This is a genomic window from Sphaerisporangium corydalis, from assembly GCF_025506355.1.
GTDB lineage: Bacteria > Actinomycetota > Actinomycetes > Streptosporangiales > Streptosporangiaceae > Sphaerisporangium > Sphaerisporangium corydalis.
Window position 1 is genome coordinate 1 of the sequence record NZ_JANZYP010000073.1, and the last position, 25,088, is coordinate 25,088.

Consider the following 25,088-nt stretch of genomic DNA (forward strand, 5'->3'; position numbering starts at 1 on the left):
TCAAGGCCGGGCACGATGGGCCGTGCGATGGAAGCCGGCCCTCAACGCGTTCTCCATCACCTTCGGCGACCGGTTCCCGGCCGCCGAGACCTACTAACCCGAAGACGCTGGAAACACCTTTAGCGAGACAGACCCGCGTGGGGTCCTCGGCGGGGGACGCGCGCCTTGCGCACAGGACGCCACGGCTCGGGCCCGGGGCGGGGGTGGTCGAGTAACGGTGGCGGCGGTCGTGAACACCTCGCCGGAGACGAACCCCATCATGTGCACGTCCCCAGCGAGGGATGTCTGTGCACGTCCTTAGCGAGCGACATCGACGTGGGGTCGCCGATGGGGGGAGCGGTACGCGCCTGGGGGCGAGGGCGCCAGGGCGCGGCTGGGGTGAGGGCGGGGTGGCTCGCTTGGGTGGGGCGGGGATGGTGGTCGGGCGGCGGTTGCGGGTGTGGGTACGGGCGCCTGGCCGGAGACGAACCCCACCAGGTGTACGTCCTTAACGAGGGATGTCAGCGTGGAGGCGTCGGCGGGGGGAGCGGTGCGTGCCTGGGGCGAGGGCGCCACGGCGCGGCTGGGATGGGGGCGGGGGTGGCTCGCTTGGGTGGGGCGGGGATGGCGGCCGGGCGGCGGTTGCGGGTGTGGGTACGGGCGCCTGGCCGGAGACGAACCCCACCAGGTGTACGTCCTTACGAGGGGTATTGGGTACCGACGTGGGGTCGCCTGCGGTGGGGGCGGTGCGGGCGGGGTGGCGGTGGATACGGCTCGCATCCAGGTGGGGATGGCTCTGGCTCTGGCCTGGGGGTTAGAGGGCTCCGGCGAGGCTGCGGAAGGCTAGGCCGGTGCCGAGGAGTACGACCATCGTCGCTGTTCCGAGTGGGGCGAGGCCCGCGATGCGGCCGGCCAGTCCCTTTCGGGCCGTGGCCAGGCGGTCGAGCCGGGAGGCCAGCTTGACGAGCAGCAGGCCGGTCGCCGTGAGGGTGGCCGCCATGCCGAGGCCGTACGCGCCGACCAGGGCGACGCCGAACCATGTACGGCCGAGTGCGGCGGCTCCGAGGAGCACGATCAGGGCCGACGGGCTCGGCACCAGCCCGCCCGCCACCCCCAACCCGATCAACCCGGCCCGCTCATGCCCACCCCGCCGCCCCCGCCCACTTTCCCCGCCACCGCTGTTTTGGTTCCCGCTAACGGTGTGCTCGTGGTGGGGTTCGTCTCCGGCCAGGTGCCCGTGCCCATGTCCGTGGCCATGTCCGTGGCCGACTTGGTGTTCGCGCGTGTTCTCGTGTTCGTGGACGAGGGTGTTGCCGGGGGCCTTGTCGGTTGTGGGGGTTTGGTGGGTGGTGGTCGCCTGTGCGCGAGTGGTTTGGGTGGCGTGGTTGTGCCCGTTGGCGACGTCGTGTTCGTCCCCGCTGGCGCCGCTTTCGATCCCGCTAACGGTGTGCTGGTGGTGGGGTTCGTCTCCGGCCAGGTGGCCTAGGTCGTGACCGTGGCCATGTCCGAAGCCGTGGCCGTGGCCGTGGCCGTGGCCGAAGCCGTGCCCGTGACCGTGGCCGTGGGTGGGGTGGCCGCGGAGGGCGGAGTGGAGGAGGCGGAGGCCTACGGCGGCGATGAGGAGGCCGCTGGCCAGGCCGAGCCAGGAGAGTACCGATTCGCCGGCCACCGTTGAGAAGGCGCTGATCAGCAGGCCCACCACCAGTACACCGGCGGTGTGCGTCACGGTGACCGTGGCGCCGACGACCACCGCGTCGCGCGGGCGACCCCGCCGGCCGGCCAGGTAGGCGGCCATGATGGTCTTCCCGTGGCCGGGGATCAGCGCGTGCCCGGCGCCGAGTACCACCGCGAGCAGTACGGCGAGCAGGCCGAGCGGAACGGTGAGATCGGACGCCCCGACCAGGCCGGTGAACGTGCGGTCGACCGAGTTCAGCGCGTCGCCGATGGGGCCGCCGATGCCCAGCCCGCCCAGGGAGGCGCCACGGGGTGCGGCGGCGCCCGCCGGTCCCGTCCCGGCCACGCGCAGCGTCACCGAACGCTGGTCCAGCGGGCTGGAGAGCAGGTCGTCGGGATATTTCCGCAACTGGTCGCTGCCGCTCACCGCCGGCACGCCGGACGGCGCCAGCGCCGGCCCCTCCGACGACGCGGTGATCTCGCGCCAGCCGATGCGATCCGCGAGGTAGGTGTCGGAGAACCCCACCGAGGAGGCGACGGTGGCCGGGGCGGACAGTTCGCAGGTCAAGCGACTGGTGCTCAGGCCTCCCTGCCCGGGGGTGTACTCGAACCCGGCTCTGCCGACCCGCCAGGCCGCGGGCTTCCCGTCCACGACGAGCCGCTGTGACCCGGCGAGCGCCGTGCACGTGGTGGTCGCGTACGCCGCGCTCTCGGCGGGCGAGACGGTCCCGGAGCCGTCGGTGTCGACGGCGTCCTTGGCCTGGAGGGTGGGGAGCTCGGCGTAGTCGACGACGGCCGTGTTCTCGACCCGGTCCGGGAGCACCTTCAGCCCGTTGGAGTGGTTGACGGTGAAGTTGCCCAGCGGGTGGAACGCCACGACGGCGGCCAGGACGAGACCGATCATGAGAACCTCGCTAGAGCGGGGAGTTTCGGGTCGAAGTGGGGGTTGTAGAGCTTGGCCTGGGAGAGGGAGTGGGAGGAGCTCTTGCCTAGTGCGTGTTCGATCGTGCCTCGGTGGTAGTACGAGAGCGCGTTGCGCCAGCCTCTGGCGGTGGCCTTCTTGGCGTACGGGAGGGCCTCGCGGGATCGGCCGGCGCGGTGGAGGGCCCAGGCGAGGGCGTCGGCCGCGACCATGTTCGGGTTGCGCGCGTACTCGGCCTCGGCGTGCCGTACGGCCTCGGCCGGCGACCCGTGGTCGGCCTCGAACTCGGCCCACGTGAGGTCGTCGCGGACGCCGTTCGCGGCCATAAGGCCCTTCTGCGCCTTGAGCAGCGCCCACTGCCCGCCGGGGTCTTTGCCGAGCCGCAGGAGCACCTCGCCGTACTCGGCGACGTACTGCGCGAGCGGCAGCCGGGCGACGACGGTCGCGTAGCCGGCGGCGGACTCGTCCAGCCGCCCGGCGAGCGCCGCGGCGCGTGCCCGGCCCGCGAGTGCGGGGACGAACCCGGGTGAGGACCGCAGGGCCTCGTCGTACATCTGCCCGGCGCGTTCGAGATCGCCGCCGCGCAGCGCCAGCTCGCCGAGGTAGTAGCGGCAGTAGGCGACGTCCTCGGGGGTGAACGCGTCGCGCAGCCCCGCTTCGAGCAGTTCCCTGGCCTTCTCGACGTCGCCGCGCAGCTCGGCGTCGTAGGAGGCGCGGGTGAAGGACGCGACGCCGGGCTTGAGCTCCATCATCCGCGCGACTGCCTCGGCCGCCTCGGGGTAGTCGCCGAGCTGGGTGCGGGCGTCGGTGAGCACGCCGTAGGCGGCGGACCCGTACGGGTTGACGGTGATCGCCCGCCCGGCCAGCCGCGCGGCCTCGGTGAACTCGTGGCGTCCGGCGGCGAGCGCCGCCTGGCCGGTCAGGACGGCGAAGTCGTCGGGGGCGAGGGCCGAGGAACGGGCCAGCGCCTCGTCGGCCTTGACGTAGTAGGAGGGGTCGGCGGTGAGCCTGGCCTGCTGGACGTACGCCACGCCGAGGGCCGCCCAGGACTGGTGGTCCTTCGGCAGCCGCTTCAGCCTGGCTTGCAGGCCCTTCACGGCCTGGGCGACGTCGGCCGAGGAGGTGGGGGTCTCGGCGTAGGCGGCCGAGACGGGGGCGGACGGAGCGGCGGGGGCGGACGGCGGGAGCATCATCGCCCCCACGGTGACGGCCAAGGCGAGGCCCACGGCGCCCACGCCCATGATGGCGGCCGTCCGTGCCCTGCCGTGCGGGCGTTCGGGATCGGACATGGTGGTTCTCCTGGTGGTTCGCGAAGCGGTGGCGCGGGTGCCGCGCCGGCTCCCGCCGGGTGGCGGGAGCCGGGGGCCTCGGGTCAGTGCTGGTTGACCGCGGACGAGCTGGGGAGCGGGATGTAGGGGAAGCGGGGCTGGAACGGCTTGTCGTTGCCGTTGACCTTGTCGCCGGCGGCCAGGGCCTCGACGAGCTTGCCCGACTGCGCGGCGCCTTCGACGGCCTGCAGCGAGATGTCCACGACGTCGTCGCCGAGGCGGCGGCCGTTCGGGAAGCCCTGCAGGTCACCGGCGAGCACGCCGAGCCGGTTGGGCTCGGCCGTGGGCGGGACGGCCATGTTCAGGCGCAGCATCTCCGAGGGACGGAAGGCCCGGGGGTCGGCGTCCTTGTTGAGGATCTGCGAGTTGAGGTCGGCCTTGATCGGCCCGTTGGCCTTGGCGATGCCGGTCAGGAAGATCTCGACCAGGTCGTTGCGCGGCGTCTTGGGCGCGGGGATCTTGTAGATGCCCTCGATCAGCTTGGGCAGCTCGGGGTCGGTCACGCGCTTGACGACGGCGGGGATCGAGGCGTCCTTGTCGGGGCTGATGGCGTTGAAGGTGTCCTTCAGGCCGGCCGGGATGACGACCTCGTTGACCAGCGGGTTCCCGAGGCGGGACACCTGGCGGTAGCCGCCCGGGCTCCACTTCTCGGTGGTGGACCAGATGCCGATCACCGGGTTGCGCTTGGAGTCGCCCCGCAGCGCGACCTCGTCCTTCGGCACCTGGATGGCGATGCTGTGGACGTTGTAGCCCTTGGTGGTGTCCTGGCCGACCTCCGACAGGTCGCCGCCGTACAGCAGGTCGAAGACCCGCAGGTCGAGGAAGAACGCCTCGTCGGCCTGGCCGGCGAAGGTCTGGCCGCCGCCGGGGAGCCGGCGCAGGGACTGCGCGCGTAGCTGCCCGTAGTCGGGCATCGAGGCGGCGCCGACGTTGCTCGGGGCGACGACGCCGTCCCTGACCACGGTCGTCCAGCCGTGCCTGGCGGTGAACTTCTTGAGCGTGTAGCGCTGGCGGAACAGCAGGTTCTCGTCGTTGATCGAGGTGACCTGGCCGTTGTTGTACAGGAAGGTGGAGGTCCCGCGCTTGTCCTCATTACGGAAGGTCCACTGGTAGGTGACGTCCGGCAGCCCGTTGCCGTTGTTGTCGATCTTGATGTTGTACCGGGACTGGGTGTCGAACGTGTAGAAGTTCGGCCCGCCGGTGGGTTCCTCGAACGGGATCCAGTTGGCCATCAGCGTCACGGTGTCGGGTTTGTCCGGGCTGACGAAGGCGTAGACGTCGGTGTTGTCGTTCCTCGGGTCACCGGCGATCAAGGGGGCCTCGCGGTGCGAGGACGCGCCGCTGGTGTCGGGGCGGAGCAGGGTGAGCGAGGACGCGGCCAGCGCCCCCACTACTCCTAGTGCGATCAGGGCTCGGTTTATCCGGAGCTCCATGTCGTCGTTCCTTTCGGCCGCCGGTCGCGATGCGACCGATCACTGAGCAATGGAAGAGGTCCGGCCGGGCCCTCGGGATGAGATACGCGGCTGTGGCGCGTTTGGATTGGCCCATCGAGGAAAACGTTTGGCGCCGGATGGCCGGGCGGGTCGAACCGACCCGCCGGGCCCTTCGCACTGCTGCTCCGAATCCCGCTAAAGCAGCACAAATAGGATTAGCGACATAAAAGACGATTTATGCGACAAAGAGCGGTCAGCTGGGCAGGGTCTCCGCGTTGGCCAGGAACTGCGTGGTGGCGAGCTCGCGGTAGAGGCCGTCCTGCGCGAGAAGCTCCTGGTGGGTGCCCACGGCCCGGACCCGCCCGCCGTCCAGGACCACGATCCGGTCGGCGCCGGTGACGGTGGACAGGCGGTGCGCGATGACCAGCACCGTCGTCGTCCCGGCCACCTCGTTGATCACGTCGCGCAGCCGCAGCTCGTTCACGGCGTCGAGCTGGGAGGTGGCCTCGTCCAGCAGGAGCAGGCGCGGCCTGCGCAGCAGCGCGCGGGCGATGGCCACCCGCTGGCGCTCGCCGCCCGACAGCATCTGCCCGCGGTGGCCCACCGCCGTCTCCAGCCCCTGGGGCAGCCGGGACACCAGGTCCTCCAGCCGGGTGCGGCCGAGCACCTCGGCCACCTCGGCGTCGGTGGCGTCCGGCGCGCCGAACACGATGTTCTGCCGCAGCGATCCGGACAGCACCGGCGAGTCCTGCTCGACGTACCCGAGGGCGGAGCGCCACTCGCCGAGCGGCAGGTCGCGGATGTCGCGCCCGTCCACCGCGATGGTCCCCGAGCCGGGCTCGTAGAACCGTTCGAGCAGGGCGAAGATGGTCGACTTGCCCGCGCCTGACGGCCCCACCAGCGCCGTCATCCCGCCGGCCGGGATGTCGAAGGACACGTCGTGCAGCGCCTGGGGGCGGTCGTCCCCGTACCGGAAGCCGACGTCCGTGACCGTCACCGTGGCCGGGCCCGTGCCGCCGGGGGCCGGGGTCTCGGCGGGGGCGATCGGCTCGGCGGGCAACTCCTCCACCTCGCGCAGCCGGGGGATGACCGCGAGGCCCGCCTGGAGCTGCACGGCCGCCTGGACGATCTGCGCGATCGGCGCCATCAGGTAGAAGAGATACAGCAGGAACGCGATGAGCGAGGACACCTGCAGGGCGCCGCTCGCCACCCGCACGCCGCCCACGCCCAGCACCGCGAGGAAGGCGAGCTGGACGGCGAGCCACGTCGAGGTGCCCGCCGCCGCGCTCCAGCCGGCGGCGCTGAGCCCGCGCCGCCACGCACGCCGCGCCGCCTCCTCGACCGCGGCCGTCTCGCGCTCCTCGGCGCCCGAGGCCTTGACGGTGCGGAACGCCTGGAGCGACCGGTCGAGCGTCGCGCCCATCTCGCCGAGGGCCGCCTGCGCGGCGTTGGTGGCCGTGCGGATGCGCGGGAGCACGACCAGGTTGATCGTCCCGATGACGACCAGCACCCCGAGCGTGACCAGGAGCAGCACGCCGTCCATGAAGGCCATCAGGGTCACGCAGCCCGCGAGCGTGAAGACCGCCGTCACGCCGTTGGTGAGGCCGGTGGTGCACACCGCGCGCAGCAGAGTGGTGTCGGCCGTCACCCGGGACTGCAGGTCGCCCGGCTCCAGCCGGTCCACGTCCGGGACCCGGAGCCGCAGCATCCGCCGGACCAGCCGGAGCCGCGCGCTCAGCACGACGCTCTCGGCGGTCCGTTCCAGCACGTACCCGCCGACGGCGGAGACGGCGGCCCCGACCATGACCAGGCCGCTTAGGGCCAGCACCGGCCCGGCCAGCGACACCTCGCGCCCGAAGGAGTCGATCACGTTCCTGGCGAGCAGCGGGGTGGCGAGCCCCGCGAGGCTGCCGAGGAGGCCGAGCACGCCGCCCAGCACCAGGGTCCACCTGAACGGGCGGACGTGCGTCAGCAGCAGCCGCCAGGAACCGCCGGCCGGAGAGGTGGTGGCCTTCATGAACCAGATCAACGTCAAACGCGTAGTGTCGCGTTCCCGGCTCAGGTCACGGACCGGTTGCGATCGCTCGCGGGATGACGGCGGCCGCCTCCGGCGTTGTGGATCACGGGGTGTGGCCGCCCCGGGGGCTGGAGGTGGGCGAAGTGGTGGACGGGCTCGAACGGCTGGTCCAGGGCAGGCGGCTGTCGCCCGTCCAAAGACGCATAGTGGACTATCTGAACGGGCACCTGCCCGACGCCGTGTTCCTGTCGAGCGTCGAGCTGGCCGAGCGCGCGGGGGTGAGCCAGCCGTCGGTGACCCGTTTCGCCACCGCGCTCGGCTTCGCCGGCTACCCCGAGCTGCGCCACGCGCTGCGTCCCCTGGTGGTCGGCGACGCGGCCGGCCGGTGCGAGACCCGGCCCGAGGGCGCCGCGCCGCGCCCGCACGAGGTGATCGACGACGAGATCCGCAACCTGACGGCGATCCGCGACCGGCTCGCGAACGGGGGGAACGACGCGCGCTCGGGCCTGCCGGGCCGCATCGGGTGGCTCGGCGCCGCGCTCGCGGCCTGCGAGCCGCTGCCGGTCCTCGGCCTGCGGGTCTCCTCGGGGCTCGTCACGACCTTCGCCTACTACGCGCGGCGCATCCACCCCGACGTCCGGCCGCTGGTCCACGGCGGGTCCGAGCTGACCGACGGCCTGCACGCCGCCCGCCGGGCCGGGTCGGAGTGGCTGCTGGCCGTCGTGCTGCCCCGGTACCCGGCCGAGGCCGTGCACGCGCTGGAGTACGCCGCCAAACTGGGCTACCGCACGGCGGTCCTCGCCGACCGGGCCGAGGTGCCGTTCCCCGCGGACGTGGTGCTGCACGCGCCGGTGGGGGAGCGCGCGGTCTGCGACTCCCACGCGGCGCCGCTGGCCCTCGCGATGCTCCTGGTGGAGGCGATGGCCGACGCGGCGCCGCTGCGGACCCGGGCCCGGCTGGAGGAGCACGGCCGGATGACCGGCGAGACGGGCGCCTTCCTCCCGCCGTGACCCGCCGACCCTCCCGCCGTGACCCGCCGACCGCGACCGGTTGTGCACCACCACGTCCCGTGCGGACGCGGCCGGTTCAGCCGGCGAGGCGGCGCATGGAGCTGACCGACCAGCGCAGGGTGATCACGGCGAGCACCAGCATCAGCCCGAAGGCCAGCGGGATCGAGCCGTTGCCCAGGTCGCCGTTGAACAACGCCCGGCCCGCCTCGACCGTGTGGTAGAGCGGGTTGAAGTTGGCGACCGCCCGCATCCAGCCCGGCGCGAGCGACATCGGCAGCAGGATGCCGGTCAGCAGGATCAGCGGCAGCGCGAAGAGCTGCATGATCTGCGACATCCCGTTCTCGTCGCGCAGCGCCAGTGCCAGCCCGTACGACAGGCTGGAGGCGAACACGCCGGTCAGGGCCATCAGCAGGATCATCAGCGCGAGGCCGGGCGGGTTCGGCCGCATGCCCATGAGCAGGCCGAGCGCCGCGATCAGCAACGCCTGCGCGACGAGCACGATGACGTCGCGCAGGGTGCGGCCGAGCACGATGGCCGGGCGGCTGGCCGGGCTGACGGCGAGCCGTTCCAGGACGCCGCCGCGGATCTCACTGATCATGCCGAAGCCGACGAACAGCGATCCGAACAGCGCGATCATCACCATCACACCGGGCGTGAACTGCTTCAGCGTCTCCGCCTGCGGCACGCCCGGGGTCGTCTTGGCCAGCAGCGGCGCGAACAGCAACATGTACAGGACCGGCTGCAGGATGCCGAACAGCGGCCAGACCGGGTTGCGTACGGTGTTCCTGAGCTCGTAGCCGAGGAACAGGGCGGTGTGTCTGAGCACGGGGACTCCAGGGGGTGGGGGAGGCGGTCAGGCGGCGTCGCGCAGGAAGCGCCCGGTCTTGTGCAGGAAGACGTCGTCGAGGGTGGCGCGGTCGAGGGCGATCGACTGGATGACCAGGGCCCGCTCGGCGAGGGCGCGCAGCAGGTGGGGCAGGGCGTGCTCGCCGTCGTCGAGGTAGACGAGCAGCCGGTCGCCGTCCACGCGCGCCTCCCGGGCGTACGTCTGGGCCTCCAGCAGCTTCCTGACCTCCTCCAGGTCCGGGGCGTCGGCCGGCCTGCCGGTGTCGGCGGGGGTGAGGCGCAGCGTCACCACGTCGCTCGCGACCTCGCGCTTGAGCGCGGCCGGAGTGCCCTCGGCGACGATGACCCCGTGGTCGACGATCGCGAGCCGGTCGCACAGCGCGTCGGCCTCGTCGAGGTAGTGCGTGCTGAGCAGCACGCTGGTGCCCGCGCTCCTCAGCAGCCGGATCTGGTCCCACAGGTTGGCGCGGTTCTGCGGGTCGAGGCCGGTGGTCGGCTCGTCCAGGAACAGCAGCGGTGGCCGGTGGACCAGCCCGAGCGCGATGGCGACGCGGCGCTTCTGCCCGCCGGACAGGGTGCGCGCCGGCCGGTCGGCGAACTCGGTGAGCTCGAAGGCGGTGAGCGTCTCCTCGACCCGGCCTGCGGCATCGGCCTTGGCGATGCCGTTGACGCGGGCGGCGAGCATGAGGTTGGCGCGGGGGCTGTTGAGCTCGTCGACGCCGCCGGCCTGGCTCACGTACCCGATGCGCTCGCGGATCGCGCGCGGGTCCCTGGCCAGGTCGCGCCCGGCGACCGTCGCCGACCCGCCGGTGGGGGTGATCAGGGTGGAGAGCATCCTGATCGTGGTCGTCTTGCCCGCGCCGTTCGGCCCGAGCACGCCGAAGATCTCCCCGGTCTCGACGGACAGGTCGATGTCCCGGACGGCCTCCACCGTCTGGGTGCCCTTGCGGCTCCTGGTGGTGAAGGTCTTCTTCAGCCCGTGGGCTGTGATGATCACGACGGGTGGTCCTTTCCTCAGGAGAGATCGACTCTGGACCCTCCATGCGCGGGAGGGTCAAACCCATTGATTCCGGAAGCTAGCCCTTTTCCGCATTCCGGGTCGCCCGCTCCGTCCAGCCGATGTCACAGTCGCGCGACCCCTAAGGTGATCGCATGAGTGGACGACCGATCGCGCTGATCACCGGAGGCTCCCGCGGGGTGGGGGCCGCCATCGCCAGGGCGCTCGCCCCGACGCACGACCTGCTGGTCGGCGGGCGCGAGAGCACCGCACTGCTGGAGATCTGCGACGAGCTGGGCGCGCGGCCGTGGCCGGTCGAGCTGACCGACGAGCGCGCGGTGGCCGAGGCCGCCGCCGACATCGACCGGCTCGACGTGCTGGTCCACAGCGCGGGCGTGGCCAGGCTCGGCTCGATCGCCGAGCTGCCGGTCCAAGTCTGGCGCGAGGCGTTCGAGGTGAACGTGACCGCGGTGGCCGGCCTCACCCGGCTGCTGCTGCCGGCCCTGCGCTCCGCCAGGGGCCACGTCGTCCTGATCAACTCCGGTTCGGGGAAGCGGGTCAGCCCGGGGTGGGCCGCCTACGCGGCGAGCAAGTTCGCGCTGCGGGCCTTCGCCGATGCCCTCCGCCAGGAGGAGTCGCCCGCGCTGCGCGTCACCACGGTCTATCCCGGGCGCGTCGACACCGACATGCAGCGGGCCGTGCGCGAGCACGAGGGCGGCGACTACGACCCCGCCGAGTTCCTCACGCCGGCCTCGGTGGCTCGCCTGGTCGTCGCCGCCGTGACGGCCACCGACGACGCGCTCGTGACCGAGATCGAGGTCCGTCCCGCGGGCCCGGTCCGCTGAGATCCGGATCGTGGAGAAGGCCCGGGCGGCTTTGGTGAATGGATCACCCTGAGCTGTTTCCTGCCTTTAAGCTGCGTTTTCGGGAAACGACCCTGAGGCTCTGAGAAGCGAACTCCTCCTTAAGGAGGACGTTCGAAACCATTCTCCGGTCGTATCTCTTTTGGGAATCTTTGCCGTGGACCGGACGTTGATCCGGGCAGTAGAGGGGGAGAGGACGCAGGTCCGGCACGACGGCCGGAAGGGCGGACTCCACCCGCACACCAGGGCGGGCGCGGCGAGACGAGGTGCCATAAGAATGGCAAGGCCGACGGGGAATCGGACGCAGGATCAGCAGGTGGCCGACAGAGATCTGCTCGGCACCTACCTGGCCGAGATCGGGCGGGTGCCACTGCTGAGCGCGGACCAGGAGGTCGAGCTCGCCAAGCGCATCGAGGCGGGCCTGTTCGCGGAGCAGCTCCTGGACGGCGGGGAGCCGGAACCCAAGGCCTCCGACGCCCTCGACGAGGAGCTCGAGCGGGTGGCGGTGTCCGGGCAGCGGGCCAAGGACGAGTTCATCCAGGCGAACCTGCGGCTGGTCGTCGCGGTGGCCAGGAAGTACTCCGGCAGGGGGATGCCGCTGATCGACCTGGTCCAGGAGGGGAACCTGGGCCTGGTGCGCGCCGTGGAGAAGTTCGACTACCGCAGGGGCTACAAGTTCTCGACCTACGCCACGTGGTGGATCCGCCAGTCGGTGGGCCGTGCCATCCACGAGCAGGCCAGGCCGGTGCGCCTGCCGACCCACGCGGGCGAGCAGATGACCCGCCTGATGCGGGTCCGCCGCGACATGATGGCCGAGCTCGACACCGAGCCGACCGACGCCGACCTCGCCACCGTCCTCGACCTGCCGATCGAGCGGGTACGCGAGCTGCGCCGCTGGGCGTCCGACCCGGTGTCGCTGCAGCTCGGCGTGGGCGACGAGGACGAGACCGAGCTGGGCGACATGATCGCCGACGACACCTGGGCCAACCCCGAGCAGCAGGCGATGGACACCCTCGAACGCGAGCGGCTCGACGACTGGCTGCTCGGGCTCGAAGGCCAGACCCGGGAAATGTTGCGCTGGCGTTACGGTCTGGTCGACGGGCGCGAGCACACCCTCACCGAGGTCGGCGAGCGGTACGGAATCGGCCGTGACCGGGCACGACGCATCGAGCGTGACGCCCTCGCCCGGCTGCGGAAGCTCGCGCACGCCGCGGCCTGACGGCTAGCGGCACGGGTGATCGGCCCCCTTTTTCGGGCATTTCACCCTTTTCGGCGGAGGGACGCGTGTGGCCTCCCTCCGCATGACCGCAGGTCGTGACACGGGTCAGCCGTATCATGACCGTTCTCACACCCCTGAGGTACGCGGTTGAGGACGTACCGATAGCTCTTGGTAGCCCCTCCGAAACATGGCCGAAACATCGTGCCAGCGAGTTTCACGTACGTGAAACACGCCAGGTCAAGACCTGAAACGGCAGAAGAACACGCTTTCGCCCAACGTCAGTGCGCAGCCGGTCAACGAAGCCCTGGAGCGCCCACTGCGGGAGAAACCGGCCACACGCCATTTGTAAGGAGGGTCGCATCGAATGAAGATCGATAGCGGCACTACAGCCTGGATGCTCGCGGCCACCGCATTGGTGCTGCTGATGACCCCAGGTCTCGCGTTCTTCTACGGAGGCATGACCAGGGCCAAGAGTGTCCTGAACATGATGATGATGTCGTTCGCCAGCATCATCACGGTGACGATCGCATGGGTGATCTACGGTCACTCGCTGGCGTTCACCAACAATGGCAACAGCTTTCTCGACAAGTTCGTCGGCGGGCTGGACGCCCTAGGCCTGCAGAGTCTGGTGGACACCGCCACCAAGGACGATGGCACGGGCATGCCGAGCCTGGTGTTCTCCGCCTTCCAGCTCACCTTCGCCATCATCACCGTGGCCCTGATCAGCGGCGCCATCGCCGACCGCGCCAAGTTCGGCGCGTGGGTCGTCTTCAGCGTCATCTGGGCCACGATCGTCTACTTCCCGGTGGCGCACTGGGTCTGGCAGACCGGCGGATGGCTGAACTCGCTCGGTATCGAGGACTTCGCCGGCGGTACCGTCGTGCACGTCAACGCCGGTGCCGCGGGTCTGGCGCTCGCCTTGGTGCTCGGCAAGCGCACCGGCTGGCGCAAGGACCCCATGCGCCCGCACAACCTGACATTGGTCCTGCTTGGCGTCGGCCTCCTGTGGTTCGGCTGGTTCGGCTTCAACGCCGGCTCCGAGCTCGCGGTTGACGGCACCGCCGGTCTGGCCTTCATGAACACCCAGATCGCCACCGCGGTGGCGGCCGGCGCCTGGATCCTGGTCGAGAAGCTCCGCGACGGGCACTCCACGACCCTCGGCGTCGCCTCCGGCGCGGTCGCCGGTCTGGTCGCCATCACCCCGGCCTGTGGCTTCGTCGACCCCTGGGCCGCGATCGTCATCGGCGCCATCGCCGGCACGGTCTGCGCCTACGCGGTGGGCCTCAAGTACAAGCTCGGCTACGACGACTCGCTCGACGTGGTCGGCGTCCACCTCGTCGGTGGCGCGTTCGGCGCGATCTCGCTCGGCTTCTTCGCCGCCTACCCATTCCTGGACCAGCAGGGCAAGGGACTGTTCTACGGTGGAGGCCTGAAGCAGCTAGGGCTTCAGATCCTCGGCCCGGTGGTCGTCGGCCTCTACTCGTTCGTCCTCGCCTACATCATCGGCAAGATCATTGACAAGACGATGGGCTTCAGGGTCACCGAAGAGGACGAGGTCACCGGCGTCGACATCACCACCCACGCCGAGACCGGATACGACCTCGGCTCCGTCCACGCGTCGGGCGTCGCCGCGGTGAACGGTCCTGTCCAATCAGTGACGAAGAAGGTAGACGCATGAGGCTCATCACAGCGGTGATCAAGCCCTTCAAGCTCGACGACGTCAAGGCCGCTCTGGAGCAGTTCGGCGTCAAAGGCATGACGGTCAGCGAGACCAGCGGCTACGGCCGCCAGCGCGGCCACACCGAGGTCTACCGGGGAGCCGAGTACCAGGTCGACCTGGTGCCCAAGGTCCGGGTGGAGGTGCTCGCCGAGGAGGAGGACGCCGAGGACGTCATCGACGTCATCGTCAAGGCCGCCCAGACGGGCAAGATCGGTGACGGCAAGGTCTGGTCGGTCCCCGTGGAAACCGTGATCAGGGTTCGCACGGGAGAACGCGGACCGGAGGCCCTCTAACCGGATGATGAGAGGCGACGCTCGCTCATATGCCGCGGCCCGCAAGGAGCGGGCCGCGGACATCGACCGCTGGCTGGCCGACCTCTTCCGCACGGCTGTTCCGCAGCCGTTCGGATGGGAAGGCCGGAACGCGCCCGGGGGGGCCAAGAGTGGGTTCGCGTCCGGTGAGGATCGCGGCGCCGGGGCTCCGGCGACGGGGCCCGGCGCCCCAGGGGCGGGGAACGGTGCGGCCTTCGCCGGCACCGGCGTCGCCCTGGTCGCGGTGGGCAGCCTGGGGCGGGGAGAACTCGCCCCGGGCAGTGACCTCGACCTGGTTCTCCTGCACAACGGCCAGGACGATGTCGCCCGCATCGCCGACCGTATCTGGTACCCCATCTGGGACTCGGGCCTCGGGCTCGACCACTCGGTCCGCACGGTCGACGAGGTCACCAAGGTCGCCCGCGAGGACCTCAAGGCCGTGCTCGGCCTCATCCAGGCCCGGCACGTCACCGGTGACCCCGAGCTGACCAGGGCGGCCCGTGAGGCCGTGCTCGCGGAATGGCGCTCCGACTCGCGCCGCAGGCTCGGGGAGCTGCGCGAGGCGGCCGACAAGCGCGCCGAGTCCTCAGGCGAGCTGGCCTTCCTGCTCGAACCCGACCTCAAGGACTCCCGTGGCGGGATCCGCGACGTGCAGGCCATGCAGGCCGTCGCCGCCGCCTGGGTCGCCTCGGCCCCCGGTCCCCGGGTGCGCGAGGCCTACGAGTTCCTGCTGGACGTCCGGCACGGGCTCCACCTGGTCACCGCACGCGGGGCCGACCGTCTGGTGCTCCAGGAACAGGACGCCGTGGCCGCCGCGCTCGGCCTGCTGGACGCCGAGGCGCTGATGCGCCGCCTGGCCGAGGCCGGCCGCACGATCGCGCACTCCTTCGACGCCACCTGGCGCACGGTGGACCGCCTGCTGTCGGGCCCCGCCCCCCGGGGCCGGCGCCCGCTGGCCGACGGGGTGGTGGAGCACGGCGGCGAGGTGGTCCTGGCCCGCGGCGTCAACCCCAAGGACGATCCGATCCTGGTGCTCAGGGCCGCCGCCGCGGCGGCCGAGGCGGGCCTGCCGATGGCCCCCGCCACGGTCACGCTGCTCGCGGCCCAGTCGCCGGCGCTGCCGGTGCCCTGGCCCGACGAGGCCCGCGACGCGCTGGTGGCGCTGCTCGGCGCCGGGCGCGCGGCCGTGCCCGTGTGGGAGGAGCTCGACCAGGCCGGCATCATCGTCCGGCTCATCCCCGACTGGGAGCGCGTGCGGCACCGCCCGCAGCGCAACCCCGTCCACCGCTTCACGGTCGACCGCCACCTCATCGAGACGGCGGCGGGGTCGGCGTCGTTCACCCGCGAGGTGTCCAGACCCGACCTGCTGCTCATCTCGGCCCTGCTGCACGACGTCGGCAAGGGCTGGCCGGGCGACCACTCCACCACCGGCGAGATCGTCGCCAGGGACATCGGCGCCCGCATGGGCCTGGTCCCCGCCGACGTGGACACGCTGGCCACCGTCGTCCGCCACCACCTGCTGCTCCCCGAGACCGCCACCCGGCGCGACCTCGACGACCCGGTGACGATCTCGCGCGTCGCCGAGGCGGTCGGCTCGCGCGAGGTGCTCGAACTGCTGGCCGCGCTCGCGGTCGCCGACGGCAACGCCACCGGCCCGGCCGCCTGGAACACCTGGAAGGCCTCCCTGGTCTCCGAGCTGGTGCGCAGGGTGCGCTCGGTGCTGTCGGGCAGCCCGCCCGCCCCCGCGCCGTCGCTGTCGCCGCAGCAGGCGTCGCTGGCCAGGCACGGCGGCGGGGCGATCCGCGTCAACGGCGGCGCGGTCACCGTCGTGGCGCCGGACCGGCCGGGCCTGCTCTGGCGGGCGGCCGGCGTGCTCGCGGCGCACCGCATGGTCGTGCGCGCCGCCTCGGCGGCCTCGGCCTCCTCCACGGCGGTCATCGAGTTCTCGGTCGTCCCGGAGTACGGCACGCCGCCGGACCCGGCGACGCTGGAGGCCGATCTGCGCCTGGTGCTGGCGGGCCGCCTGGACATCGAGCAGCGCCTCGCCCGGCGTACGCGGTCGATGCGGCCGGCCAGGGTGCCGGTGGCCCCGCCACGGGTCAGCCTGGTCGACGACGCCTCCCAGACGGCGACCGTCGTCGAGGTGCGCGCCCATGATCGTCCAGGGCTTCTGTGGCGCATCGGCCGTGCTTTCGGCGAGTGCAACCTTGACGTCCGGGCGGCGCGCGTGGAGACTCTCGGCGCGGAGGCGGTCGACGTCTTCTATGTCGTGGACCGGGCCGGTCGGCCCCTCACCGACGCCGCGCAGCGCACACAGGTCCGCGAGCACGTCCTGTCCGCCCTGCGCTGATGACGCCCGCCCCGCGCTGATCTTCGCAGGCCAGAGGGGGCTCCGTAGCTCCGGGATTCATAACAATTACGTTCAGTGTTGCGGATCTGGTCTCGGCATAGGTGACCTTGTGGTCGAATTGTGCCCGCTTATGTACTTATCAGCCATGCCGTCATCCACGCATGGAAGATAGCGGGGGAGTGGCGCGGTGAGCACGACCGAAACCGAGACCAAGACCACACTCCAGCCCGGTACCGGACCCCAGCGCCACAAGCGCTCCGGCGGGCAGAGGGGCGGCGGCCGTCAGCACGGCCCCAGCGGCGTCTCGCGGTTCTCGTTGCGGAACTGGCGGGTGCCCGCGCGGCTGACCGCGCTCATCCTCGTGCCGACCGTCGTCGGCGTCCTGCTCGCGGGACTGCGCGTCGTGTCGTCCATCGACAGCGTCGGCGCCTACCAGCGGAACGCGGCCGCGGCGACGATCGCCGGCCACCTGCGCGACCTCAGCGTGCAACTCGGGCTGGAACGCGACAGGACGGTCTGGTACCAGACCACCCGCCAGCAGAAGAACGCCGTGGCCGACGCGCGCAGGGCCGTCGACGCGGGCATCACCCGGGTCCGCGGGGACCTGACGACGATCGACGCCGACTACGGCGTGCGCGCCGTCGAGGACGCCAGGCAGGCCGGCAACCGCCTGGACACCATGGCCGTCATCCGCAAGGGCGGCCAGGCCGCGAAGTACACCGACGTGGTCATCTCGCTGCTGCGGCTGCACGACGAGATCAGCCAGGCGAGCGAGGACACCCAGCTCGTCGGCGACATGCGCGGCCTCAGCGCGATGGCCCACGCCAAGGAGGAGGCCTCCGAGCAGCGGGGCATCCTGATCGGCACCCTGGCCAGGGGGCAGCGGTTCACGCCCGACACCCTTGAGGACTTCATCGCCTCGCGGTCGCGGCAGAAGGCCGCCATCAACACCTTCAACGGCGAGGCCGGCGCCGACAACGGCCGCTTCCTCGCCCAGACCGTCCAGGGCACCCAGGTCATCCGGGCCGAGCTGACGAAGTCGTGGGCCATCGCCCTGGCCGGGCGCAACCAGCCGCTGCGCGACAACGACTCGCGCGGCGGGGCCGTCAAGCAGTGGTTCGACGACAGCACCAAGACCATCCAGCTCCTCCAGCAGGTGGAGGCGCGGGTGGCCGCGTCGGTCACCGCCCGGGGCTCGGCCCTGGAGTCCGCCGAGCGGCGCAACGCCATCATCGCCGGGATCCTCATCCTCGCGCTGATCCTGCTCGTCCTGGCCACCACGGTCCTGATCGCCCGCTCGCTGGTCCGGCCGCTGCGCCGGTTGCGGGCCGAGGCGCTGGAAATCGCCGGCTTCCGCCTGCCCGCCGTGGTGCGGCGGATGCGCGAGAGCGGCGAGGCCGCCGAGGCGCCGGAGGTGCAGCCGATCGTGGTCGGCACCCACGACGAGATCGGGGAGGTCGCGACCGCCTTCGACGAGGTGCACCGGCAGGCCCTGCGCCTGGCCGCCGAGGAGTCCCAGCTCCGCGGAAACGTCAGCGCGATGTTCGTCAACCTCTCGCGGCGCATCCAGACCCTGGTCGAGCGGCAGATCTCGCTGATCGACGGCCTGGAGCGCGGCGAGCAGGACGGCGGGCGCCTGGGCGACCTGTTCAAGCTGGACCACCTGGCCACCCGCATGCGCCGCAACAGTGAGAACCTGCTGGTCCTCGCGGGCCACGAGGCCGCGCGCAAGCGCAGCCAGCCCGCCAAGCTGGTGGACGTCGTGCGGGCCGCGCTGTCGGAGGTCGAGGACTACGAGCGGGTGACCGTCAAGGTCCACCGCGGCTCGGCCGTCGCCGGGCACGCGGCCAACGACGTGGTCCACCTGGTGGCCGAGCTCGTCGAGAACGCCCTGGCCTTCTCGCCGGGCACCACCCGCGTCGTGGTGTCGAGCAGCATGATCGAGGGCGGCGGCGCCCTGCTCGCGATCAGCGATTCCGGCATCGGCATGGGTCCTGAGGAGATCTCCGAGGTCAACCGGCGGCTGGCCGACCCGCCCGTCGTCGACGTGTCGGCCTCGCGCCGCATGGGCCTGTTCGTGGTCGGCCGCCTGGCGCTGCGGCACAACATCCGGGTCCAGCTCCGGCGCGGCGACACCGCCGGCCTGATCGCCATGGTCCTGTTCCCGCCCCAGCTCATCACCGTGGCCGCCGGGCGCACCCCGCTGATGCCGCAGGGGGACACCGCCCTGTCGCCCGTGTTCGGCGGCAGGGGGCCGGCCTCCAACGGGTCGGCCGCCGAGGGTCCCGGCCGCAACGGGACCGGTCCCCAGCCCGTACTCAGCGGCCCCGGGTCGCTCCCCGGCCGCAACGGCGGCGGTTCCGCGCCCCTGTTCGACACGATGGGCCCGCCCGCCGAACCGCGCGGCGCCTTCCGCGACCCCACGCCCACCGGGCCCTTCGCCGGGCACACCGGCCCGCTGCCCCTGCCCGTCCGGCCCGAGCCCGCGCGCTCCCCGTCCGCCGGGCCCCGGGGCGTGAACGGTCCCGCCGCCGGTCGCCCCTCCGGCCCGAACGGTCCCGCGGGGCCGTACACCGGCCCGGACGAGGGCGGGCCGTACCCGGGCCCGAACGACCGCCCAGCCGCCGACCAGCCCTTCCCAGGCCCCAACGGCCCGTACACCGGGCCCGGCGGACCGTACACCGGACCGGACGAGCCGCGCCCAGGACCCGGCCGCGCCTTCGCGGGGCCGAACGGGCCGTACACCGGGCCCGAGGGCCCGGCGAGCGGGCCCTTCACCGGACCGGACGGCCCGTTCACCGGGCCGCCCGCGCGGGCCGCGGGGCCGCAGGCGCCGGGCGGGCCGGCCACCGGACCGGTACGGCGTCCGGCGGAGCGACCGGAGCCCCAGGCGCCCGCGAGGCCGGTCGACCCCGGCGCCGGCGAGTGGGCCCGGCAGGAGCCCGTGCGTCAGGAGCCCGTCACCGGTGAGTGGGCGCGGCCGGAGGCGGCCCGTCAGGAGGCCGGTCCTTCCGAGTTCCCGCTGGAGCGCGGCGACGAGTTCCTGCCGATCTTCGCCTCGGTCGAGTCGGCGTGGTTCCGCCGTCCCGACGCCCCGGACGCGGCCACGCTCCAGGGGCCGCCGACGCCGAACGCCCGGGTACCCTCGGCGGAGTCCGGCCCCTCCCGGCCGGCGGACGGCCCCTCCCGGCCGGCGGACGGCCCGTCGCGGCCGGTGGACGGTCCGTCCCGATCGGTGGACGGCCCGTCGCGGGCCGCCGAGCCGGCGGAGCCCTCCGGCGGCGGCACGTGGGGCACCATGGCCGACCGCGGCCGGCTGGCCGCGGACGCGGTGAAGGACCCTTCCCTGGGGGGCATCACCGCCGCGGGCTTGCCGAAGAGGACGCCGAAGGCCAACCTTGTGCCGGGATCGGTCGCGGGCCCGCCCGCGGCGGCCTCGGCCCCGGTGCCGAGGCCGGACGTGTCGGCCGACCTCGTCCGCGCACGGATGTCGCGCTTCCAGCAGGGCATCCAGCGCGGCCGGGCGGACATCTCCGGTGCCGCCCAGCGGGACAGCGATACCGATTCACCCAATATTGACGGACGCCGTACTGATGAGGAGGGCTCGTGATTGAGCTAAGTCACGAGGCACGCAGGTTCGACTGGCTGATCACGGAGTTCGTCAGCGGGACACCGGGCGTGGCGCACGCCATCGTGGTGTCCGCCGACGGCCTCCGGCTGGCGAACTCCGAGGGGTTCCCGCCGGACCGTGCCGACCAGCTCGCGGCCGTCGCGGCCGGCCTGCTGAGCCTGACGGTGGGCGCGTCCCGGGTGTTCGACGGCGGCGCGGTGACGCAGACCGTCGTGGAGATGCAACGCGGCATCATGCTGGTCATGGCCATCAGCGACGGCTCGTGTCTGGCGGTGCTGGCCTCGCCCGAATGCGACCTGGGGCTGGTCGCCTACCAGATGACCCTGCTCGTCGAGCGTGCCGGCCAGGCGCTCACTCCGGCCCTGCGGGCCGAGTTGCAGACGTCCAGGATCCGGTGATGCTCGGGGGTGACGGGACCGAAGACGAGCCTCTCTTCCGTCCGTACGCCGTCACCGGGGGCCGGGCGGAGCCCAGCTACCACCTCGCAATGGAAACTCTGGTCTCATCAGCCCCGATAATGAGCGATGATTTGTCCCTGCTCACTCCTGAGCAGGAAGCGATCATCGTGCTCTGTCACTCCGTCCGTTCGGTCGCCGAGGTCTCCGCGCTGCTGCGGGTCCCGCTCGGTGTGGCCCGCGTGCTGATCGCCGATATGGCCGACGAAGGTCTGGTTCGCCTGCATCTGCCGCGGCTTAACCAGGGACAACCAGACCACAACCTGCTTGAAAGGGTTCTCAGTGGACTTCGCAGGCTCTAGCCGTGGCGGCTCGCTGACGTCGACGAAGATCGTCGTCGCGGGCGGCTTCGGCGTCGGCAAGACCACCTTCGTTGGGGCGGTGTCGGAGATCCTCCCGCTGACCACCGAAGCGGTCATGACCGACGCGAGCGCGGGCATCGACGACCTCGGTCTGACCCCGCACAAGACCACGACCACGGTGGCGATGGACTTCGGCCGGCTCTCGCTGGACCAGGATCTGATCCTCTACCTGTTCGGCACCCCCGGGCAGCACCGCTTCTGGTTCATGTGGGACGACCTGGTGCGCGGCGCGATCGGGGCGGTCGTCCTGGTCGACACGCGCCGGCTGGCCGACTGCTTCCCGGCGATCGACTACTTCGAGGAGGCCCAGCTCCCGTTCGTGGTCGGCATCAACGGGTGGGACGGGCACTACCCGCACGTCGAGCAGGAGGTCCGTGAGGCGCTCACGCTGGCGCCGCACATCCCGATCGTGCGCACCGACGCGCGGTCCAGGGACGCCGTCAAGTCCACGCTCATCACGCTTGTGGAGTACGTCCTGACGCTCAGGTCGGCCTACGGCCACATGAGCTGACGGCCGGTCCGGTACGGCGCCCGCCGTGCCGGCCGGTCAGCGGCCCCCGGCCCACCACGTTCCGGCGACCAGCTCCGCCACCAGGGTCTCGGTGAGCAGCGCCACCTCCGGGTCATCGTCGCCCGCGTACCTGACCGGACGGGCGCCCTCGATCTCGCCGCCCACCGCCAGCACGGCCGACCCCCGCCGCCGCACCCAGTCCATGGCCTGCTCGTCGTAGCGGGAGCCGGGGAACAGGATCGCCCGGTAGTCGAGGGTCTTGGTGAGGTACACGTCCACGTGCGCCCAGTCTCCGGTCTCGCACGCGTCCGCCGGCCTTCGCGGGCCCTCGCGGAACATCAGCGACGACTGCTCGGCCGACGACAGCCGTTCGGCCGGCGCGATCGTGTACACCCCGTGCGGCCCGTCGAGCAGGTGCAGCGCGTCGTCGAGCCAGGTCCCCCGGCGGTCCAGCAAATCCGCGGTGGCGCCGGCGGCCCGGCGCACCAGGTCGGCCACGTCCCGGCGGGCGCCGGTGAGCCGGTCGGTGAGGGCCAGCAGCAGGGCGAGCGTGTGCTGGAAGGTGCGGCACGACACACCGCCGCGTTCCTCGCCCGCCAGCATCGGCACGACCAGGTCGGCCCCCTCGGTGACCGGGGAGCCGGGGACGTTGGTCAGGGCCAGCGTGACCGACCGGCCCCGGTGACGCGCCAGCGCGTCCAGGGTCTCGCGGCTGCCGCCGGTGGCCGAGATCGCGACGGCCAGCGTGTCCGCGCCGGGCGGGTACCCGATCGCCGCCGAGCCGTACTCGGCGACGGCGTCGATCCCCGCCGCCCGCAGCCGCAGCGCGGCCACGCCGGCCGCGTAACGGGAACTGCCCATGCCGAGGAGGACCACCCGACGGAGGCCGGACGGCAGCCCGGCGAACGGGTCGCGCGCGAGCGATCCGGCCAGCGCGTCGAGCGCGGCGGGCTTGGCTTCCAGGTCGGCGAGGTACAGCTCGGTGTTCATCGGGTCTCCTCAGCGGACGGGCGCCCCCCGGCGCCGGGCTCAGCGGCCGGTGACCCCTCGGCGCCGGGGAACCGGGCGCGCAGGACGCCCATGGGGGCGTACCGCCACCGGGGCAGGTGGCCGGCCGCGTAGATCAGTTCGCGGCACTCCTGCTCGATCTCGAACGGCGCGAGCAGCGCGTCGTCAAGCAGCGCGCGCATGCCGCGCGCGTCGAGGCGTTCGCGGTACGCCGAGAACAGGACGCCGCGCGAGGAGGAGGCCCACCGGGCGGCCGGGCCGGGGGCGGTCCCCCGGCGTCTGACCGCCACCTGGGCGACGTGTTCGAGGCTCGTGCCGAGCTGCGCGAGGTCGCGGGCCGCCGGCTGGAACAGGTCGGTCTCGGCGACGGTGGGGTTGCCGTCGAAGTCGATCACGGCGTAGCCGTCGCGCCAGCGGAGCGTCTGGCCGACGTGCAAGTCGCCGTGGATGCGGATCAGCGGGGTCGCGCCGACCCGGGCGAGCGGCTCGATCTCCCGGCCCAGCGCGTCGGCGTGCCCGGCCAGCCAGGTGCCGTCCTCGCCGCCGGTCAGCTCCAGTGCCTCGCGCAGCGCCCCCTCGGCCCGCGTCCGCCACGCGCCGTCCGGGCGCGCGGTCCGCACGGGTTCCGGCAGGGCGGGCGAGGGGGTGGCCATCGCCGCGTGCAGGTCGGCCGCGAGCCGTCCGAGGTCCGCGGCGAAGGCGGTGCGCCCGGCCGCCGCCTCGTCAACGCACCACTCCCAGCCGTCCTTGGCGTCCGGCAGGTAGGCGGTGACCAGGGCGACCAGCGCGGGCGCGCCGCCGGGGGAGCGCGCCGACAGCGCGGCGTAGGGCCGGGCGGTCTCGGTGAACCCGACGGCCGACAGGTGGGCGTACACCTCGGGGGCGGGCTGGGGGAGCGGCAGGGGCGGGGTGAGCCACTTGACCACGACCCGCTCGTCCACGACGACCGAGCGGTTGGTCTGGTCGACGTCGAAGCCGCGTTCCGCCGCGTCGTCCCGGACGGCGGGCAGGGGGTGGAACCGCTGGACCGCGTAGCCCCCCGGCACGTCCTCGCCCCGGGACAGGGCGCCGACCAGCAGCGAGGTCACACCGTCGCCGGCGACCGGCGGTAACCTCGGCGACGGCGGCCGGTCAGGATCTGTTGAACTCGGATTCAACTCGACAACCAAACTACGAGCTAACAATGTCCGGCAAAGTCTTGCTCATGTTGATATGTGCTGCAACACTCCTGCTTTGGTCTGCCGTGCGAAGGTCAGGCACCGCGGTCTTTTCCGTTCCAAAAAATCTTCAGAACCCTAAGGAGTAGCGGCCGTGTCCCGAACCCGGTACACCCGTCGTCTTCCGGCAGCGGCCATCGCCGCCGGTCTTGTGCTTGCCCTAGCGGCGTGTGGCGGCAGCGACTCGACGAGCGCGGACGGTGCGGCGCCCAGCGCGGCGACCGACCAGCTCAACCCGAACGCCGACTTGACCAAGCAGTCGCTCGACATCACGATCTGGGACGGCTACAGCCCCAAGGACCTGCCCCAGCGGGTCAAGAGCAAGCTGGGCTTCGACGTGAAGATCGCCATTCACGACACCAACGAGGCCGCGATGGCCCGCGTCGCCACCAACACCGACAGCGGCATCGACGTGGCGTTCGTCTCGGGCCAGTACGCCCAGGCGCTCAACGAGCAGGGGCTGCTGGAGCCGCTGCACCCCGAGCTCATCCCGAACCTCGCCAACCTCTACCCCGAGGCCTCGCAGCTCTCCTTCGACAAGGGCAACAAGTTCTCGGTGCCCTACACCTGGGGCACGACGGGCATCTGCTATCGCACTGACCTCGTGAAGGCCCCGCCGACGAGTTGGAACGATATTTTGACCCCGCCCGACGACCTCAAGGGCAAGGTCACGATGATGACCACCGAGCGCTGGCTGGCCCTGCCGGCGCTCAAGGCACTGAACTACTCGATCAACACCACCGACGACAAGCAGCTCGCGCAGGTCAAGGAGTCGCTGCTCAAGGCCAAGCAGTGGGGCATGCTCTACGACGACACCACCTTCGGCGCCAAGCTGGAGAAGGGTGAGGCCGCGATGGTCGAGGCGTGGGACGGCTGGTGCCCGACCACCAACCCGAAGATCAAGTTCATGGTGCCCAAGGAGGGCAGCGACCTCTGGTCGGACACCATGGTGATCATGAAGACCTCCAAGAACAAGGAGGCCGCCCACGCGTTCATCAACTTCATCCTCGACCCGGCCGTGCACAGCTGGGTGGCGGAGAACATCCTGTACAAGGTGCCGAACAAGGCCGCCATGGACCTGGTCGCCCAGAACGACAAGGAACTCCTGGAGAAGAACGCGCCGCTGAAGATGACCCCGGCGGAGCTGCTCAAGGGCGAGTCCATCATCGACCTGGGCGAGGCGTCGGCCAAGTACACCCGTCTGGCCACCGAGATCTCGGCCCAGCAGTAGCGAC

General features: G+C 71.9%; 19 protein-coding genes. 11 read left to right on the forward strand and 8 right to left on the reverse strand.

Going from position 1 to position 25,088, the window contains the following annotated elements; genetic code table 11:
• Positions 1 to 793 precede the first annotated feature (793 nt).
• The 4 genes from NYZ98_RS34910 to NYZ98_RS34925 form a co-directional block, all read right to left on the reverse strand.
• Positions 794 to 2,557 carry a nickel/cobalt transporter gene (locus tag NYZ98_RS34910; RefSeq protein WP_262848338.1) on the reverse strand — a complete coding sequence of 588 codons (1,764 nt, stop codon included), beginning with the start codon at positions 2,555 to 2,557 and terminating at the stop codon, positions 794 to 796.
• Positions 2,554 to 3,864 carry a tetratricopeptide repeat protein gene (locus tag NYZ98_RS34915; RefSeq protein WP_262848340.1) on the reverse strand — a complete coding sequence of 437 codons (1,311 nt, stop codon included), beginning with the start codon at positions 3,862 to 3,864 and terminating at the stop codon, positions 2,554 to 2,556. Before NYZ98_RS34915 ends, NYZ98_RS34910 begins: the two co-directional genes overlap by 4 nt.
• A gap of 83 nt (positions 3,865 to 3,947) precedes the next feature.
• Positions 3,948 to 5,336, reverse strand: coding sequence for a DUF4331 domain-containing protein (locus NYZ98_RS34920; protein WP_262848342.1), 1,389 nt, complete (start codon positions 5,334 to 5,336; stop codon positions 3,948 to 3,950).
• 253 nt (positions 5,337 to 5,589) lie between these two features.
• Entirely contained in the window at positions 5,590 to 7,371 is a 1,782-nt protein-coding gene (locus NYZ98_RS34925) for an ABC transporter ATP-binding protein (protein WP_262848344.1), read from the reverse strand.
• A 92-nt stretch (positions 7,372 to 7,463) separates the two neighbouring features.
• Between NYZ98_RS34925 and NYZ98_RS34930 the strand changes: the two genes are divergently transcribed.
• Positions 7,464 to 8,363: a MurR/RpiR family transcriptional regulator gene (locus NYZ98_RS34930; protein ID WP_262848346.1), complete on the forward strand. Its 900-nt coding sequence runs from the start codon at positions 7,464 to 7,466 to the stop codon at positions 8,361 to 8,363.
• Between the two features lie 76 nt (positions 8,364 to 8,439).
• Here the strand turns inward: NYZ98_RS34930 and NYZ98_RS34935 are convergent, their stop codons facing one another.
• On the reverse strand, positions 8,440 to 9,189 hold the full coding sequence (locus NYZ98_RS34935) for an ABC transporter permease (RefSeq protein ID WP_262848348.1): 750 nt from the start codon (positions 9,187 to 9,189) through the stop codon (positions 8,440 to 8,442).
• A 27-nt stretch (positions 9,190 to 9,216) separates the two neighbouring features.
• Complete coding sequence (locus tag NYZ98_RS34940; protein WP_262848351.1) at positions 9,217 to 10,206, reverse strand: ATP-binding cassette domain-containing protein; 990 nt, start codon at positions 10,204 to 10,206, stop codon at positions 9,217 to 9,219.
• A 155-nt stretch (positions 10,207 to 10,361) separates the two neighbouring features.
• Between NYZ98_RS34940 and NYZ98_RS34945 the strand changes: the two genes are divergently transcribed.
• The 9 genes from NYZ98_RS34945 (at position 10,362) to NYZ98_RS34985 (ending at position 21,628) form a co-directional block, all read left to right on the forward strand.
• Entirely contained in the window at positions 10,362 to 11,051 is a 690-nt protein-coding gene (locus NYZ98_RS34945; RefSeq protein WP_262848353.1) for an SDR family oxidoreductase, read from the forward strand.
• A 334-nt stretch (positions 11,052 to 11,385) separates the two neighbouring features.
• The gene (locus tag NYZ98_RS34950) at positions 11,386 to 12,288 is read left to right on the forward strand and encodes a sigma-70 family RNA polymerase sigma factor (RefSeq protein WP_262848355.1); all 903 of its coding nucleotides are present in this window, start codon (positions 11,386 to 11,388) and stop codon (positions 12,286 to 12,288) included.
• A gap of 364 nt (positions 12,289 to 12,652) precedes the next feature.
• Complete coding sequence (locus NYZ98_RS34955) at positions 12,653 to 13,966, forward strand: ammonium transporter (protein ID WP_262848357.1); 1,314 nt, start codon at positions 12,653 to 12,655, stop codon at positions 13,964 to 13,966.
• Positions 13,963 to 14,301, forward strand: a complete 339-nt coding sequence (locus tag NYZ98_RS34960) for a P-II family nitrogen regulator (protein WP_262848359.1) — start codon at positions 13,963 to 13,965, stop codon at positions 14,299 to 14,301. The genes NYZ98_RS34955 and NYZ98_RS34960 overlap by 4 nt, the downstream gene beginning before the upstream one ends.
• A 7-nt stretch (positions 14,302 to 14,308) precedes the next feature.
• Positions 14,309 to 16,669, forward strand: coding sequence for a [protein-PII] uridylyltransferase (locus NYZ98_RS34965; protein WP_262848361.1), 2,361 nt, complete (start codon positions 14,309 to 14,311; stop codon positions 16,667 to 16,669).
• A gap of 187 nt (positions 16,670 to 16,856) precedes the next feature.
• Complete coding sequence (locus NYZ98_RS34970; RefSeq protein ID WP_262848364.1) at positions 16,857 to 20,279, forward strand: sensor histidine kinase; 3,423 nt, start codon at positions 16,857 to 16,859, stop codon at positions 20,277 to 20,279.
• The gene (locus tag NYZ98_RS34975; RefSeq protein WP_262848366.1) at positions 20,276 to 20,698 is read left to right on the forward strand and encodes a roadblock/LC7 domain-containing protein; all 423 of its coding nucleotides are present in this window, start codon (positions 20,276 to 20,278) and stop codon (positions 20,696 to 20,698) included. The genes NYZ98_RS34970 and NYZ98_RS34975 overlap by 4 nt, the downstream gene beginning before the upstream one ends.
• Positions 20,698 to 21,057: a DUF742 domain-containing protein gene (locus tag NYZ98_RS34980; protein ID WP_262848368.1), complete on the forward strand. Its 360-nt coding sequence runs from the start codon at positions 20,698 to 20,700 to the stop codon at positions 21,055 to 21,057. Before NYZ98_RS34975 ends, NYZ98_RS34980 begins: the two co-directional genes overlap by 1 nt.
• Before the next feature lie 13 nt (positions 21,058 to 21,070).
• Positions 21,071 to 21,628 carry a GTP-binding protein gene (locus NYZ98_RS34985; RefSeq protein WP_262848423.1) on the forward strand — a complete coding sequence of 186 codons (558 nt, stop codon included), beginning with the start codon at positions 21,071 to 21,073 and terminating at the stop codon, positions 21,626 to 21,628.
• Between the two features lie 36 nt (positions 21,629 to 21,664).
• Here NYZ98_RS34985 and NYZ98_RS34990 read toward each other — a convergent pair whose 3' ends face one another.
• On the reverse strand, positions 21,665 to 22,618 hold the full coding sequence (locus NYZ98_RS34990; protein WP_262848370.1) for an SIS domain-containing protein: 954 nt from the start codon (positions 22,616 to 22,618) through the stop codon (positions 21,665 to 21,667).
• Positions 22,615 to 23,724 carry a hypothetical protein gene (locus NYZ98_RS34995; RefSeq protein WP_262848372.1) on the reverse strand — a complete coding sequence of 370 codons (1,110 nt, stop codon included), beginning with the start codon at positions 23,722 to 23,724 and terminating at the stop codon, positions 22,615 to 22,617. The genes NYZ98_RS34990 and NYZ98_RS34995 overlap by 4 nt, the downstream gene beginning before the upstream one ends.
• Positions 23,725 to 23,947: 223 nt before the next feature.
• On the opposite strand from NYZ98_RS34995, the gene NYZ98_RS35000 reads away from it, so the two are divergent.
• Positions 23,948 to 25,084 (forward strand): polyamine ABC transporter substrate-binding protein, encoded by a 1,137-nt coding sequence (locus tag NYZ98_RS35000; RefSeq protein ID WP_262848374.1) that lies wholly within the window; start codon positions 23,948 to 23,950, stop codon positions 25,082 to 25,084.
• Positions 25,085 to 25,088 lie beyond the last annotated feature (4 nt).